This window comes from Mameliella sp. CS4, assembly GCF_019392335.1.
Classification (GTDB): Bacteria; Pseudomonadota; Alphaproteobacteria; order Rhodobacterales; family Rhodobacteraceae; genus Antarctobacter.
The window spans coordinates 90,703-106,458 of record NZ_JAHXRQ010000011.1 but is presented as its reverse complement, the minus strand read 5'-3'; the positions used below and the strand labels follow the sequence as shown (position 1 = coordinate 106,458).

Sequence of the window (15,756 nt, the reverse complement as noted above, 5' to 3'; positions counted from 1 at the left end):
GCAAAAGGAAAGAGTGTCATGTCCAAACGTTCGAAACGGGTTGCCATTGCGATTGTCGGCGCCGCCGCATTCACCCTTGCGGGCTGCAAGGAGGAACAGGTGGACGCCTCCGCCTTTCCGGATCTGAAAACCTGCAAGGACGAGGCGCTGCGCGGGGGCATGTTCTCGGCCCAGGATTGCGAGATCCAGTTCACTCAGGCCCAGGCCCTGCACGTCGAGGCCGCTCCGCGCTACGACAGCCGCGAGGTCTGTGAGGAACTGCACGGGCCGGGCGCCTGTGGGACCGAGGCAGCGGTAACAGAAGGCGGGTCCGGCAGCATCTTCATGCCGCTTCTCGCGGGCTACCTGATCGGCAACATGATGAGCGGGCGGTCCGGCATGGCCGCGGCGCAACCGCTGTACCGGACGCAGGACGGGCGCTTTACCAATGCCGCAGGCACCAGCGTGTTTTCGGGCAACCGGGGCGCGACCAAGCTTGGCACCTCCCAGTTCACGCGCCCGGCCTCGACCATCGGCACCAAGCCCATGTCCCGCGCCACTGCGATCTCCCGTGGCGGGTTCGGCAAGAGGGCGGGTGACCGGACGCGGTTCGGCGGCTGACCAAAGCCCCGAGGACGGGGCCCGCAGGCGTGACCGCTCCGGGCCTTTGCCGGGTTCAGTAGAACGTGCCCCGTGCTGGACCCTTCAGGAAAACCGGATCTGCGCCTTCATCGCCTTGCTCCGATCCGAGGCCAGCTTGAAGCCCTCTTCGGCCTTTTCCAGCGTCACCTCATGGGTGATCAGGGGTTTCACGTCGATGCGTCCCTTCCGCATCAATTCCACGGCGGCAAAGAATTCTTCATGAAAGCGGAAGGACCCGCGCAGTTCCAGCTCCTTGGCGGTGATTGCCTGCACCGGCAGGGTCATGTCGCCGCCCAGCCCAAGCTGCAGGATCACGCCCCCGGGCCGCATGGTGGGGATCGCCGAAACCAGCGCGGGCGCCGCGCCCGAGCATTCGAAAAGCACGTCGATCTGCCCTTTCTCCGCGGCCAGCGGCGCCAGCCCCTCGGGGTGTTTTCCCATGTTCACAACCCGGTCGGCGCCCAGACGGGCCGCCATGTCCAGCGTGAAATCGGTGAGGTCCGTGGCGACGATCTCGACCGCGCCCGCCGCGCGGGCCACCAGCACCGCCAGCATCCCAATGGGGCCGCAGCCCGTCACCAGCACCCGCTTGCCCAGCAGGTCCCCGGCACGGCGGGCGGCGTGCAGCACCACCGAAAGCGGTTCGGCCATCGCGGCCTCGCCCGCGCTCAGCTCCCCGGCGGGCGCGCATTGCGCGACATCGGCCACAAGGTATTCGCGAAAGGCGCCCTGGATGTGCGGAAAGGGCATGGCAGAGCCGTAAAAGCGCATGTTCAGGCAGTGGTTCGGCTGGCCTGCATGGCAGAACCGGCAGGCATGGCAGGGGCGCGAGGGCGAAACGGCGACCCGCAACCCCTCTGCCAGCCCGCTGACCCCGGCGCCCAGTGCCTCGATCTGTCCGGCGACCTCGTGGCCAAGGATCATCGGCTCTTTCAGCCGGACCGTCCCAAAGCCGCCCTTGTGGTAGTAGTGCAGGTCTGAACCGCAGATGCCGCCGGTTTCCAACCGGACGAGGACCTGTCCCGGCCCCGGAACGGGCATCTCGCGGTCTTCGATCCTCAGGTCATGCGCACCGTGGGCGACGATGGTCTTCATTGCGGCTCCTCCCGTTTCCGGGCGCCATGATGGGGATGGGGCAGGGCCTTGTCGAGGGGCGTTCAGGTCAGGTGCCGTTCCAGCCCCTGCAGCATATGCAGGCAAGCGGAGAGCTGATCGCGGCTGACATATTCGTCCGGCTTGTGCGCCTGTTCGATGGACCCGGGCCCGCAGACGACACAGTCCATGCCCAACGACTGGAACAGCCCCGCCTCGGTGCCAAAGGCCACAACGTCCAGTCCGTTGGCCCCGGTCAGGGCCGAAACGATGGTGGCGACCTCGCTGCCCTTGACCGGGTGCAATCCTTGGGTTTCGGCGATGACCTCGCGGGTGATCGTGACCTCGGAATGCACGGCCAGCATGGCGGGCAGTATTTCTTCGGCGAAACGGTCGATCTCGGCCAGGACATGATCGGCGTCAGAGCGCTGGACCGGGCGCATTTCCCAGTCGATCTCGGCATGGTCAGGGATGACGTTATGCGCGTGGCCGGAGGAAATGCGACCGATGTTCAGCGTGGTCCACGCAGGCGAAAAGGGGCTGCCTTCGGGGGCGCGGCTGCGCAACTCCCCCTCGAGTTCCATCAGCCGCCCGGCATAGCGTGCGGCGCAGACGGCGGCATTGACCCCGTGATCGGGGGCGGACCCATGCCCGGCGCAGCCGGTGATATGGGTGGTATACTCGTAACAGCCCTTGTGCCCGTTGATCACGCGCATCATCGTCGGTTCGCCGAGGATCGCCATCGCCGGGCGGATGTCGCGAGCGCGCAGATCATCGACCAGCGCACGGGCCCCGAAACAGCCCACTTCCTCGTCATAGGTCAGCGCGATGTGCACCGGGCGGGTCAAGGGCCATTCGGCGATGCGCGGGGCCAACGCCAGCACGCAGGCGATAAACCCCTTCATGTCGCAGGCGCCGCGCCCGTAAAGCCGCCCTTCGCGATCCTCCATGACAAAGGGGTCCGAAGACCATTCCTGGTCCTCGACCGGGACAACGTCGGAATGGCCGGATAGCACCAGCCCCCCATCGCCGTCGGGGCCGAAACTGGCAAAAAGATTGGCCTTTTGCCCGGTCTCGTCCAGCGTCACGTCGCAGATTGCGCCAAGGTCCTTGAGATAGTTCGCGGCCCAGGCGATCAGGTCCAGGTTGCCGTCCGCCGAGACGGTCGGAAAGGCGATCAGCTCGCCCAGCAATTCCTCTGTACGGTAGAGCAGGTCCATATCAGTCTTTCGGGTCAGTCCTTGACGAAGAGCTTGCGCGGACGGTCGCACAGGCATTCCGCCGGTCCGTCTTCGCGGATCAGGATGGATTCGGTGATTTCCAGCCCCCAATCCTCCATCCAGAGGCCGGGCATGAAGTGGAAGGTCATGCCCGGTTGTAGCAAGGTTTCGTCGCTGGTGCGGATCGAGATGGTCCGCTCACCCCAGTCGGGGGGATAGCTGAGGCCGATGGGATAGCCGCAACGCCCGGTGCGCTGGATGCCGCCCTTGGCCAGCGCCGCGTAGAGCGCGCGGGCGATATCGCCGGCGGTATTGCCGGCGCGCGCCGCTTCCAGCCCCATTTCCAACCCTTCGGCCAGGGCCTTTTCCGCATCCAGCATGGGCTGCGGCGGCTTGCCCAGGAAAACCGTCCGACAAAAGGGCGCGTGGTAGCGGCGATAACATCCCGCCAGTTCAAAGAAGGTGGCCTCACCCTCGGCAAAGGGGCGGCCGTCCCATGTCAGGTGCGCGGCCGAGGCATCGAGCCCCGAGGGCAGCAGCGGCACGATGGCCGCGTAATCGCCCCAGTGACCGTCCGAGCCGCGAATGGCGTCGGCATAGATCTCGGCCACCAGCTCGTTCTTGGGCAGGCCCGGTTCGACCCGTTCCAGGATGCCGTCGACCATCTTTTCCGAAATCTTCGCCGCGCGCCGGATGAAGGTGATTTCCTCGTTCGATTTCACCGCCCGCTGCCAGTTCACCAGCGCCGTGGCATCGATCAGTTGCGCGTCGGGCAGTTCCTCGACCAGCGTCATGTGTGCCCGGGCGGAATAATAATAATTCTCCATCTCGACGCCGATCCGCCCGGTGTCCAGCCCGCGCGCCCGGATATGCGCGGCCAGATCCTGCATCGGGTGAATATCCGTCGCCTGCACGTAATCGTCGGCGTAGCCAAGGATGCGGTCAGGGTCCATCCAGACGGTGCGCAGCGCGCCGTAGCCGTCCATCGACCGGCCCCACCACAACGGCGCCTCGCCCGGGATGACCAGAACCCCCTGGTGCACGTAGAAGGACCATCCGTCATAGCCGGTCAGCCAGGCCATGTTCGACGGGTCTTCGACGAACAGCGCATCCAGCCCCAGGGTTTCCATGCGCGCCTCGACCAGGCGCAGGCGCCGGTCGTATTCCGTCTGCGAAAAGGGAAGGTTCGGGGCCGACATTTATTGCACCTCTTATCATTGTCCGTTCCGCCATGTTTTGGCGAAACGGAGGAACTTCAAGGAAAAACCTCTTGGGACAGCTTGAAGTCGTAGGGGGCGATTGGTCATTGTGCAGCAGGGGGACCGACACCGATTGGTCCGAAAACGACCGGGTGAGGGCTCTATGACCGACTTCGCGCTGAACCGCGTCTTCGCCGCACGGGCCCGGATCGCCGGGATTGCCGACCACACGCCTCTGGTTCCGTCGGTTCTCAACGCGCGCTTTGGGCAGGAGTTCCTGTTGAAGCTGGAGATCGCCCAGCCGGTGGGCGCCTTCAAGCTGCGCGGGGCCGTGAACGCGATTTTCGGGCTAGAGGGCGATGTGGCCGGTGTGACCTGCTGTTCCACGGGCAACCACGGGCGTGGCGTGGCCTATGCCGCGCGGGCGCGGGGGCTGCGGGCGGTTGTCTGCATGTCGCATCTGGCGCCCGAGGCCAAGGTGGCGGGCGTGCGCGCCCTGGGGGCCGAGGCGCGGATCGTCGGCCATAGCCAGGACGAGGCCCAGGCCGAGGCAGAACGACTGGTGGCCGAGGAGGGACTGACCGAGATTTCGCCTTTCGACGACCCGGCGGTGATTGCGGGGCAGGGCACCATCGGGCTGGAACTGATGGAGTCGCGGCCCGACCTGGATACGATCCTTGTGCCGCTGTCGGGCGGCGGGCTGGCGGCGGGTGTCGCCTTTGCCGCCAAGACGATCAACCCCAAGGTGCGTGTCATCGGCATCACGATGGAGCGGGGCGCGGCCATGTATGCCTCTCTGCAAGCGGGGCATCCGGTTGAGGTGACAGAGGTCGCCAGCCTCGCCGACAGTCTGGGCGGCGGCATCGGGTTGCAGAACCGGCTGTCCTTTCCGCTGTGCCGAGACTACCTCGACGACGTGGTGCTGGTCACCGAGGAAGAGATCTACCAAGCACTCCAGACGATCTACTACGAGGATCGGATCGTCTGCGAAGGCGCCTGCGTGGTGGGGATTGCAGCCGTTCAGGCAGGCAAGGTCAGTTTGCGCGGCCCGACGGCCACGATCATCACCGGGCGCAACCTCGACATGGGGTTGCACGCGGCAATCATGGCCGGGCAGGACGTGACACTGGGGGAGCTGACCATCAAGGGGACGCGCTATGAGCCGTGACGTGACCATCCTGACAGAGGCCGACCTGCGCAGGGCGGTGCCGCTGGACCTGACGGCGGTCGATGTGGTCGAGCGCGCGTTTGCCGCGTTGGCCACGGGAGAGGTGGTCATGCCGCCCATCCTGTCGATGGACCTGCCGCAGGTGAACGGAGAGGTGGACGTCAAGACCGCGTACATCCCCGGTTTCGACGGGTTCGCGATCAAGGTCAGCCCGGGGTTCTTTGACAATCCCAAGCTGGGCCTGGCCAGCCTCAACGGGTTGATGATCCTGTTTTCGGCCAAGACCGGGTTGGTCGAGGCGTTGCTGTTGGACAACGGCTATCTGACCGATGTGCGCACGGCGGCGGCGGGGGCGGTGGCCGCGCGGCATCTGGCCCCGACAGAGGTGGAAACGGCGGGGGTGATCGGCACCGGGGTGCAGGCCCGCTTGCAGATGCAGGCGGCGCACCTTGTGCGGCCCTTCAAACGGGCGCTGGTCTGGGGCCGCGATCCGGCCAGGGCGGCGGCCTGCGCAGCGGATATTGCGCAGGCGCTGGGGATCCAGGCCGAGGTCATGACCGATGCGCGCGAGCTGGTGGCGCAAAGCCAGCTTGTCATCACCACAACCCCGTCGCGCGTGCCGGTGTTGATGGCTGACTGGCTGCACCCGGGGCTGCATGTGACGGCGATGGGTTCGGATCAGGCCGGCAAGACCGAAATCGATCCGGCGGCGCTGGCGCGAGCCGATCGCTATGTCTGCGACCGGATCAGCCAGTGCGAGGTGAGCGGCGAACTGGAGGCGGCGCGCGCGGCGGGCCTGGACCTGGCCCCGGTGGAACTGGGCGACGTGATCGCGGGCAAGGTTCCGGGGCGGCGCACGCCCGAAGACATCACCATATGTGACCTGACCGGCACCGGCGCGCAGGACACGGCCATCGCCACCCATGTGATGCAGGCCCGTGGTACTGCGGGAACGGTCATCGCCACATGACCCGTCTTGACGCCCGCGACGTGAAGATCCTCAGCGTGCTGTCCCGCGAAGGCCGCATCACGAAGGCGGCGCTTGCCGACAAGGTCGGCTTGTCCGCGACCCCCTGTTGGGAGCGGTTGAAGAGGCTGGAACAGGCGGGTCTGATCACCGGCTACCGGGCCGAGATCGACCTCAAGCGGATCGCACCCCATGTCACGGTCTTCGTCGCCGCCGAACTGGCGGACCACATGGCAGCCAGCATGCAGGGCTTTGAACGCGCCATGCAGGGCTATGACGAGGTGGTGAACTGCTGGGCACTGGGGGGCGGGTTCGACTACCTGTTGCAGATCGTCGCGCGGGACATCGACTCGTACCAGCGGCTCATCGACGCCATGCTGGAGGCGCGGATCGGGTTGGCGCGCTATTACACCTACATCGTCACAAAGCCGGTGAAATCTTCGGCCATGCCGCCGTTGGATGCGCTGCTGGGTGACTGAAACCAAAGGTTTGGGCTGCCGCAAGGCCACTGAGGAGTGGAATCCTCTGGTCAGGTGGGCGGATTTGGTCTCAGGTCATGCCCGATGCAGGACATTCTGCACCCCAGATGATGGAGGTGTGACATGACCCAGACGGTTCTTTCCGCGCGTGAGGAAGTCTCTGACAAGTCGCTGGTCCGCAGCTTTTCCTATGTCGGCGGCAAATGGATCGCGGCGCGGGACAATGCGGTGCTGCAGGTGACGGACCCGGCCAGTGGCGCCGTGGTCGGCGAGGTGGCCAGCCTGACCGCCGAGGACAGCGCCGGCGCCGTGGACGCCGCGCAGCGCGCCTTTGCGTCCTGGTCGGTGACCCTGCCGCAGGAGCGGTCCACGCTGCTGCGCCGCTGGTTCGACCTGATGATCAAGCACAAGGAAGATCTCGCCCGGATCATGGTGCTGGAGCAGGGCAAGCCGATTTCCGAGGCACGGGGCGAAATCGACTATGCGGCAAGTTTCGTCGAATATTACGCCGAGGAATCCAAGCGCCCGAACATCGAGGGCGTGACCAGCCACCTGCCGGACGCCGAGGTAGAACTCTGGCTGGAACCGGTTGGCGTGGCCGCGCTCATCACGCCGTGGAATTTCCCCTCGGCCATGCTGACCCGAAAGGCGGCGGCGGCGCTGGCGGCGGGTTGCACCGTGGTCGCCCATCCCAGCCATGAAACCCCCTTCAGCGCGCTGGCCCTGGCCGAACTGGCGGAACGCGCGGGCTTTCCGCCCGGCGTGTTCAATGTCGTGACGGGACGGGCCTCGACCGTGGTGCCGCCCTGGACCGATGACAAGCGCGTGCGCGCGCTGTCCTTCACCGGCTCGACCGAGGTGGGGCGGCTGCTCTACCGCGCTTCTGCCGAGACGATCAAGAAACTGGTGATGGAACTGGGCGGCCACGCGCCGGTGATCGTCTTCAAGGGCGCGGACCTGGACGAGGCTGTGGCCGAGACCATCAAGGCGAAATTCGCCACCTCCGGCCAGGACTGCCTCGGCGCCAATCGGATCTACGTCGAACGGCCCATCTATGATGCCTTCTGCGAGAAATTCGTGGCCGCGACCAAGTCGCTGAGCATCGGCGCGGGCATGGGCGATCCGGACATCGGGCCGCTGATGAACGCAGCGGCAGTGAAGAAACAGGAAGAGCATGTTGCCGATGCGCTGGAAAAGGGCGCCAAGCTGGCCTGCGGTGGCAAACGCAACGCGCTGGGCCCGCTGTTCTATGACCCGACGGTGCTGACCGACGTGCCCGACAGCGCGCAGATCATGAGTGAGGAAACCTTTGGCCCCGTCGCCCCGATCACGCCCTTCGACACAGAGGACGAGGTGGTGACGCGTGCCAATGCGGGCGAATACGGGCTGGTCGCCTATGTCCATTCGCTGGACCCGCGCCGGATCTACCGGCTCAGCCGGGCGCTGCAATTTGGTATGGTGGCGGTGAACCGCACCAAGGTGACAGGCGCGCCGATCCCCTTTGGCGGGACGAAACAATCCGGCCTTGGCCGCGAAGGCGCCCGCCGGGGGATGGAAGAATTCATGGACATCAAATACGTCTGTCGCGATTGGGCGTGAGGCGAGGAAAGGACCGAGATGCTTAGAAATGATCAACTGGACCAGTGGGACCGCGACAACTTTTTCCACCCGTCGACCCACCTGGCCGAATTCGCCCGGGGCAATGTGCCCAACCGCGTGATAACCGGCGGGCAGGGCTGCCATATCGAGGACCGGGACGGCAATCGCCTGCTGGACGCCTTTGCCGGGCTCTACTGCGTGAACGTGGGCTATGGCCGTCAGGACATCGCCGAGGCGATTGCCGCGCAGGCCAAGGAACTGGCCTATTACCACGCCTACGTCGGCCACGGCACCGAGGCGTCGATCACCCTGTCCAAGATGATCCTGGACCGTGCGCCTGCGGGCATGTCCAAGGTCTATTTCGGCCTCTCGGGGAGCGACGCGAACGAGACCAACATCAAGCTGGTCTGGTACTACAACAACATCCTGGGCCGTCCGGAAAAGAAGAAGATCATCTCGCGCTGGCGCGGCTATCACGGGTCGGGCCTGATGACCGGCTCTCTGACCGGGTTGGAGCTGTTCCACAAGAAATTCGACTTGCCGCTGACCCAGGTGATCCACACCGAGGCGCCGTATTATTATCGCCGCGACAACCTGGACCTGACGCCGGAACAGTTCACCGCCCATTGCGCGGCAGAGCTGGAGGCGCTGATCGAGCGCGAGGGCGCCGACACCATCGCGGCCTTCATCGGGGAACCGGTGCTGGGCACGGGCGGCATCGTGCCGCCGCCGCCCGGCTACTGGGAGGCGATCCAGGCCGTTCTGCAAAAGCACGACATCCTGCTGATCGCGGATGAGGTCGTGACCGGCTTTGGCCGGCTGGGCACCATGATGGGCTCGGATCACTACGGGCTGAAGCCCGACCTCATCACCATCGCCAAGGGCCTGACCTCGGCCTATGCGCCGCTGTCCGGGTCCATCGTTGGCGACAAGATGTGGAAGGTGCTGGAGCAGGGAACGGATGAGAGCGGCCCCATCGGCCACGGCTGGACCTATTCGGCGCATCCCATCGGGGCTGCGGCGGGTGTCGCCAACCTCAAGCTGCTGGACGAACTGAACCTGGTGCAGAACGCAGGCGAGGTGGGGGCGCATTTCCAGAAGGCCCTGCACGACGCGCTGGGCGATCACCCGAACGTCGGCGAAGTGCGCGGCGAAGGCATGATGGCGGCGGTGGAATTCGTCGCCGACCGCGACAGCCGCACGTTCTTCGATCCGGCAAAGAAAGTCGGGCCCAGCGTGGCCTCCGCTCTGCTGTCGCGCGGCGTGATCGGGCGCGCGATGCCGCAGGGCGACATCCTGGGTTTCGCACCGCCGTTCAGTCTTACTCGCGAAGAGGCCGAAGAGGTTGCCGGCAAGACGGCAGAGGCGGTCAAGGAGGTCCTGGGCTGACCCGGACCGACATCGTTTCCGCGCCTGCGGGGGGCGGACTGCGACCACAGGGCGCCCCCGGAACGGGGCGCCTTTTTCGTCTGTGCCTGTTGCGCGGGGGCCGGGTTTGCTAAGCCCGCCGGGGGGCTATATCGCCCTCTCGGAGGGCAGGTCATGTTGCTGGAAGTTTCGGGCGTCACCAAGAGCTTTGCCGGGGCAGAGGGTCCGGTTCCCGTGCTGTCCGGCGTGGACCTGTCGCTGGACCTTGGCCAGACGATGTCGCTGCAGGGCGAGTCCGGGTCCGGCAAGAGCACGCTTCTGCACATCGTCGGCGGGCTGGATACGGTCGATGGCGGCCGGGTCCTGTTCGACGGTCGCGATGTCGCCGCGCTGGACGAGGCCGGGCGGGCGGCTCTGCGGCGTTCGGACGTGGCGGTGATCTTTCAGCAGTTCAACCTGATCCCCTCGCTGGACGTGGCGGACAACATCCGGTTCCAGGCGCGGCTGGCGGGGCGCGAGGATGCGGCACAGGTTGCGCGTCTGATCGAGGCGCTGGGCCTGGGCGATCACCGGCACAAGTACCCCGAACAGCTGTCCGGCGGCCAGCAGCAGCGGGTCGCGATTGCGCGGGCGCTGGCGGCGCGGCCCCGGTTGATCCTGGCGGATGAACCCACCGGCAACCTCGACGAGGCGACGGCGGGTGAGGTGCTGGACCAGATGCTGGCGCTGGTGGGCGAAACCGGCGCGGCGCTGATGGTGGTGACCCATTCGCCCGCCGTGGCCGCAAGGATGGACCGGCAATTGCATCTGCGCGCCGGACAATTGGCATGACGCGCGCGGTGCTGCAGGCGCTGGCCGCGCATTGGCGGCGCAACCCCTTGCAGTTTTTCACCTTTCTCGCCGGGCTTGCCCTGGCGACGGCGCTGTGGTCCGGCGTGCAGGCGATCAATGCCGAGGCGCGGGCCAGCTATGACGCCGCCGCCGCCACACTGGGCGAGGGGCGCTTTGACCAACTGGTGCCAAGGGCCGGGGACAGCCTCCCGCAAGAAACCTATGTCGCGCTGCGACGGGCGGGGTGGCAGGTGTCGCCGGCGGTCGAAGGTGTCTTGCGCACCGATGCCGGGCGGGTCCGGATCGTCGGGCTGGACCCGTTGACCACGCCGGGCGCGCTCAGCCCGGTCGGTGGTGCCCGCGACATTGACCTGAACAGCTTTCTGACGGTGGGGGTGCTGTTCGCGGATGCCGCGACAGCGGGACGTTTGGCAGACCTGCCGCAAGAGGTTGTCACCGACACCTCGGTGGCGCCGGACACGGCCCTGACCGATGTCGGCGTGGCGCAACGCCTTCTGGACCGGCCGGAGCGGCTCAGCCGGTTGATCCTGGCGCCAGAACAGCCAATGGGCCTGCCGCCGCTTGAACAGGTCGCGCCGGGCCTGACGCGCGTCGCCGCGCAATCTGGCAGCGACGTGGGGCAGCTGACCGGCAGTTTCCACCTCAACCTGACCGCCTTCGGGCTGCTGAGTTTTGCCGTGGGCATCTTTATCGTGCATGGCACCATCGGCCTGGTCTTTGAACAGCGCCGCGGCATGGTGCGAACCCTGCGCACGCTGGGGGTGCCTTTGCGGCGGCTGATCCTCCTGATGGCGGTAGAGCTGCTGGTCCTGTCGCTGCTGGCAGGCGGAATCGGTGTGGTGCTGGGCTATGTCATCGCCGCCCTTTTGCTGCCCGACGTGGCCGCGACGCTTGAGGGGCTATATGGCGCGCAGGTATCGGGCGGTCTGCAATTGCGCCCGGTCTGGTGGCTGTCCGGGCTGGCCATTGCCGTGCTGGGCGCAGGTCTGGCGGGGGCCGGGGCGCTTTGGCGCATCGCCCGGATGCCGATCCTGGCCAGCGCCCGTCCGCGCGCCTGGGCGATGGCCGCGGGCCGTGGGCGCTGGCTGCAGGGGGCGGCGGCGGTGCTTCTTTTGGCGGTGGCGGCGGGGATTGCCCTGGCCGATGCCGGTCTGATCGCCGCCTTTGCGTTGCTGGGGTGTCTGTTGATCGGCGCCGCACTGGCGCTGCCCCTGATCCTTGGCGCTGTCCTCGCGCTGGGCCAGTCGCGCGCCAAAGGCGTGATCGGCGGTTGGTTCTGGGCCGACACGCGCCAGCAATTGCCCGGCCTCAGTCTTGCGCTCATGGCGCTTCTGCTGGCGATGGCGGCCAATGTGGGCGTGTCGACGATGGTGTCCAGCTTTCGCCTGACTTTCATCGATTTCCTGGATCAGCGCCTGTTTGCGGATGCCTACATCCGTGGCGTCGACCGCGACCGGATGCCCGGGATAGAGGCGTTTCTGCAGGACCGGGGGGCGACGGTCCTGCCTCTGTTGCGGGTCGACAGCCGCCTTGCCGGCGTCCCGGCAGAGCTGATGGGCGCGCGGGTGGGCCCCGCCTATGAGACCAACTGGACCTTTGTCGCGGCGCGTCCAGAGGCATGGACCCGGGTCGCGGCGGGTGAGGCGGTGATTGTCAACGAACAACTGGCGCGCCGGGCCGGGCTGTGGCTGGACGATATGCTGGATCTTGGCGGAGGCCTGCGCCTGCCGCTGGCCGGTGTCTACGGCGACTATGGCAACCCGGTGGGCCAGGCGGTCATCTCCGAGACGCGCTTTGGCGTGGTTTTCCCCGACGAGACACCCCGCCAGTTCGGTGTCCTGGGCCTAGACCCCGAGGAGCTGCGCAGCGCGCTGGGCGAGAGATTTGGCCTGCCGCCGGGCAGCGTGGTGGACCAGTCATCGGTCAAGGCCTTTTCCCTGGGAGTCTTCGAGCGGACCTTTACCGTTACGGCGGCGCTCAACGTGCTGACGCTGGCGGTGGCGGGCTTTGCCATCCTGATGAGCCTTCTGACCCTGTCTGCTATCCGCTTGCCACAGCTTGCGCCGGTCTGGGCGATGGGGCTGACGCGCGGCGCGCTTGCGCGGGTCGAATTGATCCGGGCGCTGGTTCTTGCGGCACTGACGGCGCTGCTGGCCCTGCCGCTGGGGCTGGCGCTGGCCTGGGTCCTGCTGGCGATGGTCAACGTGCAGGCTTTTGGCTGGCGCCTGCCGATGTATCTCTTTCCGCTGGATTATGCGCGGTTGGGCCTGTTGACCCTGCTGGCGGCGGCGCTGGCCGCGCTCTGGCCGGCGCTGCGCATGGCGCGCACGCCTGTGTCGCAATTGCTGAGGGTCTTTGCCAATGAACGATAGGCTGATCGTGTTCCTGTTGCTTTGGCCAGTCGCCGCGCTGGGGCAGGGTTTTGCCGGGCTGGGGACGGATGCGACGGGGTTTGCCGTGCCTGCTCCGGACCCGGTCTTTGACTTTCCCGCCGATCACGGCCCGCACCCGGATTACCGCATCGAATGGTGGTACGTGACCGCCAACCTGACCGGCCCGGATGGCACCGATTATGGGGTGCAGTGGACGCTGTTCCGCTCGGCGCTGGCGCCGGGCGAGGGCGCGGGCTGGACCTCGCCTCAGGTCTGGTTCGCCCATGCGGCAGTGACCACGCCCAGGGCACACCACGTTGCCGAACGCTTTGCCCGTGGCGGCATCGGTCAGGCGGGCGTCACGGCGCAGCCCTTCGAGGCCTGGATCGACGACTGGCAGATGGCCGGAGAGACGCTGGACAACGTGACCCTGACGGCCAGCGGGCCGGAGTTCCGCTATGATCTGCGGCTGGAGGCGCAGGGGCCGCTCGTCTTTCACGGCGATCGAGGGTTTTCGGTGAAATCGGCGGAAGGGCAGGCCAGCTACTACTACTCGCAGCCCTTCTACCGCGTTGAAGGCACTCTGGAATTGCCCGACGGCCCGGTGGCGGTGAGTGGCAAGGCCTGGCTGGACCGCGAATACTCCTCGCAGCCTCTGAGCAGCACACAATCGGGCTGGGACTGGTTCTCTCTGTCTTTCGACGCCGGTGACAAGTTGATGGGATTTCGCCTGCGCCAGACCGATGGCAGCGCCTATACCTCGGCCACCTGGATCGGGGCGGACGGCCGGACACAGTCCTACGGCAATGGCGCCCTGACCGCAGAGCCGCTGCAAGGGGCCGAAGTGGCCGGACGAGAGGTGCCGGTTGTCTGGCGCGTGACCCTGCCAGAGCGGGATATCGACGTGACGGTCGAGGCGGTGAACCCCGGCGCCTGGATGGCGGTCTCGATCCCCTACTGGGAAGGGCCGGTGCGCGTCAGTGGCAGCCATGCGGGACGCGGCTATCTTGAGATGACGGGGTACGAATGACCGTCGGGCTGCCTGCGTCCATGTTGCGCTTTGTCCTGCTGGGGTGGCGGAGGTAGAACCTCCGGCCAATGTGAGAAGAGGACGTGATGCGGCGGCTGCGAAGGATCTTGGCACGGGCGGCGCTGGTTGCCGCAAGCGGCCTGGGCTGTGCGCAGGCGGTGGCCGACCAGGTTGATCTGATCGTCTCCCGTGACGACCGTTCGGTCGAGATCTTTCTGGGCATGCCCGCCCTGACGGCGGTCGAGGGGTTTGGCCTGGAGGCCCGGTTGCTGACCGGGCCGGATGGGCGTGTGCCTTTTGAGCGCCTGCAGCAGGGCACCTGGCAGATCGCGGACGCCCTGTTGGAAAGGGTCGAGGCACGCATCGGCGCGCAGGCAGCGGGGTTCGAAGGCATGTCGCTGATGGTGCACCCGCTGGACCAGCCTCTGCCCTTTGTCACCCCGCTGGACGGGCTGACGGCGATTTCCGTCTGCGGTGTTCCCGCACCCGAGGCGCCACGCGGTCTGCAGGATCTCTATCTCTATGCCGGGTTCGTGGCCTATCCCGATGATCCGAGCGCCCCGATCACGCTTCGTCTGCCCAATCCCGAGGGCGTGGATCTGCTGGTGCGGGATCATGGCTTTGGCGGGCAGCTCCGGGAACGCCGCCTGCACCTGGTGCCGGGCGAGAGGCTGGAGCTGGCCGTCCCACGCGTCCAGACGACGGCACCGACCGCCGTCATTTTGACGGTGTTTGGCCTGCTGCTGGCGCTGGCGGCGGGCCTCTCCTGGCGGCAAAACCGCGCCTGCGTCTGAACCGGGGACAAAGCGACGCATCCTGCCCGGTTCGGGGTGTCCCCCGTTCCGGGCGGCATAAATCGAGACGCGGAAACCGGCCTATGGGGCCGGGCCGTGCTGGACAATGTTCAAGCGAATGCCGCACCCTGCGGCCATCCCGCGCCGGCCCGTCCCAGTGACCGGAGTGCAAACCCGATGGAGGACGACTTGACCCGTTTCATCACGCGACGCACCGCGCTTCTCTCTGCTGCTGCGACGGCCTCGTTGGCCCTGACCCTGCCCGGTCGGGTGCTGGCGGCCACGACGCATGACATCCAGATGCTGAACAAGCACCCCGAGGACCGCAAATTGCGCCAGGTGTTCTTTCCGCGCATCTCGGTGATCGAAGCCGGCGACAGCGTCCGGTTCCTGGCCACCGACAAGGGCCACAACGCCCAGTCTGCCGACGATATGATCCCCGAGGGCGCAGAGCCCTTCCGGGGCCGGATCAACGAGGAAATCGAGGTGACCTTTGACACACCCGGGTTCTACGGCTTTCAGTGTCAGCCACATTACGCCGTCGGCATGGTCGGCCTGATCGTGGTCAGGGGTGAGGGCATGATGGACAATCTCGAAGCAGCGAAGGCCGCGCGTCATCGCGGCAAGGCCAGGGCGGTCTGGGGAGACATCTGGGCCGAGGTGGACGGAATGGACCTGTCCGCCTGAAAGGTCCGTCGCATCAGACCGGAAAGGGGGGCCTGCGCCTCCCTTTTTTCGTTTCAGGAAGTCTGAGGACTGACCGGACGTCCGGCCCGCGAGCGATTGTATTCATAAGGGGGGAAGTGGTGGCGTGGGGGGGACTCGAACCCCCGACCTAACGATTATGAGTCGTTCGCTCTAACCAACTGAGCTACCGCGCCAAGCAGTGGGAGGTCGGATACGGAAGCCGCGCGCCGCCGTCAAGCGCAAAATCGCGCGCGCGCAAAAGCATTCCGCATGGGGTCGCGTCGGCGGCTGGTCCGGGGGCTGGCGCA

14 protein-coding genes and 1 tRNA gene are annotated in these 15,756 nt (G+C 66.6%); 11 read left to right on the top strand and 4 right to left on the bottom strand.

Translation table 11 applies throughout. The features are described 5' to 3' along the window. Positions 1-18: 18 nt before the first annotated feature. On the top strand, positions 19-600 hold the full coding sequence (locus KZZ07_RS14770; RefSeq protein ID WP_219515210.1) for a DUF1190 domain-containing protein: 582 nt from the start codon (positions 19-21) through the stop codon (positions 598-600). An 84-nt stretch (positions 601-684) separates the two neighbouring features. On the opposite strand, the gene KZZ07_RS14765 is transcribed toward KZZ07_RS14770, so the two are convergent. The 3 genes from KZZ07_RS14765 to KZZ07_RS14755 form a co-directional block, all read right to left on the bottom strand. Then, the gene (locus tag KZZ07_RS14765; RefSeq protein WP_219515207.1) at positions 685-1,716 is read right to left on the bottom strand and encodes an L-idonate 5-dehydrogenase; all 1,032 of its coding nucleotides are present in this window, start codon (positions 1,714-1,716) and stop codon (positions 685-687) included. A gap of 62 nt (positions 1,717-1,778) precedes the next feature. After that, positions 1,779-2,933 carry an acetylornithine deacetylase gene (argE, locus tag KZZ07_RS14760; RefSeq protein WP_219515204.1) on the bottom strand — a complete coding sequence of 385 codons (1,155 nt, stop codon included), beginning with the start codon at positions 2,931-2,933 and terminating at the stop codon, positions 1,779-1,781. 14 nt (positions 2,934-2,947) lie between these two features. Further along, on the bottom strand, positions 2,948-4,132 hold the full coding sequence (locus KZZ07_RS14755; RefSeq protein WP_219515190.1) for a M24 family metallopeptidase: 1,185 nt from the start codon (positions 4,130-4,132) through the stop codon (positions 2,948-2,950). Between the two features lie 163 nt (positions 4,133-4,295). Here KZZ07_RS14755 and eutB point away from each other — a divergent pair, with 163 nt between their 5' ends. From eutB to KZZ07_RS14705, 10 genes are all read left to right on the top strand, one after another. Then, entirely contained in the window at positions 4,296-5,300 is a 1,005-nt protein-coding gene (gene eutB / locus KZZ07_RS14750; protein WP_219515189.1) for a hydroxyectoine utilization dehydratase EutB, read from the top strand. Further along, on the top strand, positions 5,290-6,270 hold the full coding sequence (locus KZZ07_RS14745) for a cyclodeaminase (protein WP_219515188.1): 981 nt from the start codon (positions 5,290-5,292) through the stop codon (positions 6,268-6,270). The genes eutB and KZZ07_RS14745 overlap by 11 nt, the downstream gene beginning before the upstream one ends. Further along, a complete protein-coding gene (locus KZZ07_RS14740; protein WP_219515187.1) occupies positions 6,267-6,746 on the top strand; it encodes an Lrp/AsnC family transcriptional regulator in 480 nt (159 codons plus the stop codon). Before KZZ07_RS14745 ends, KZZ07_RS14740 begins: the two co-directional genes overlap by 4 nt. Before the next feature lie 123 nt (positions 6,747-6,869). Continuing rightward, a complete protein-coding gene (locus KZZ07_RS14735) occupies positions 6,870-8,345 on the top strand; it encodes an NAD-dependent succinate-semialdehyde dehydrogenase (RefSeq protein WP_219515186.1) in 1,476 nt (491 codons plus the stop codon). Between the two features lie 18 nt (positions 8,346-8,363). Continuing rightward, on the top strand, positions 8,364-9,734 hold the full coding sequence (locus KZZ07_RS14730) for an aspartate aminotransferase family protein (RefSeq protein WP_219515184.1): 1,371 nt from the start codon (positions 8,364-8,366) through the stop codon (positions 9,732-9,734). 153 nt (positions 9,735-9,887) lie between these two features. After that, the gene (locus KZZ07_RS14725; protein WP_219515182.1) at positions 9,888-10,544 is read left to right on the top strand and encodes an ABC transporter ATP-binding protein; all 657 of its coding nucleotides are present in this window, start codon (positions 9,888-9,890) and stop codon (positions 10,542-10,544) included. Next, on the top strand, positions 10,541-12,937 hold the full coding sequence (locus KZZ07_RS14720; protein ID WP_219515179.1) for an FtsX-like permease family protein: 2,397 nt from the start codon (positions 10,541-10,543) through the stop codon (positions 12,935-12,937). Before KZZ07_RS14725 ends, KZZ07_RS14720 begins: the two co-directional genes overlap by 4 nt. After that, positions 12,927-13,967: a lipocalin-like domain-containing protein gene (locus KZZ07_RS14715; protein WP_219515176.1), complete on the top strand. Its 1,041-nt coding sequence runs from the start codon at positions 12,927-12,929 to the stop codon at positions 13,965-13,967. Before KZZ07_RS14720 ends, KZZ07_RS14715 begins: the two co-directional genes overlap by 11 nt. A gap of 86 nt (positions 13,968-14,053) precedes the next feature. After that, positions 14,054-14,761 carry a hypothetical protein gene (locus tag KZZ07_RS14710; RefSeq protein WP_219515173.1) on the top strand — a complete coding sequence of 236 codons (708 nt, stop codon included), beginning with the start codon at positions 14,054-14,056 and terminating at the stop codon, positions 14,759-14,761. Positions 14,762-14,950: 189 nt separating this feature from the next. Further along, complete coding sequence (locus KZZ07_RS14705; RefSeq protein ID WP_255564365.1) at positions 14,951-15,448, top strand: pseudoazurin; 498 nt, start codon at positions 14,951-14,953, stop codon at positions 15,446-15,448. Positions 15,449-15,565: 117 nt separating this feature from the next. Here the strand turns inward: KZZ07_RS14705 and KZZ07_RS14700 are convergent. Then, a tRNA-Met gene (locus KZZ07_RS14700) sits at positions 15,566-15,642 on the bottom strand. Positions 15,643-15,756 lie beyond the last annotated feature (114 nt).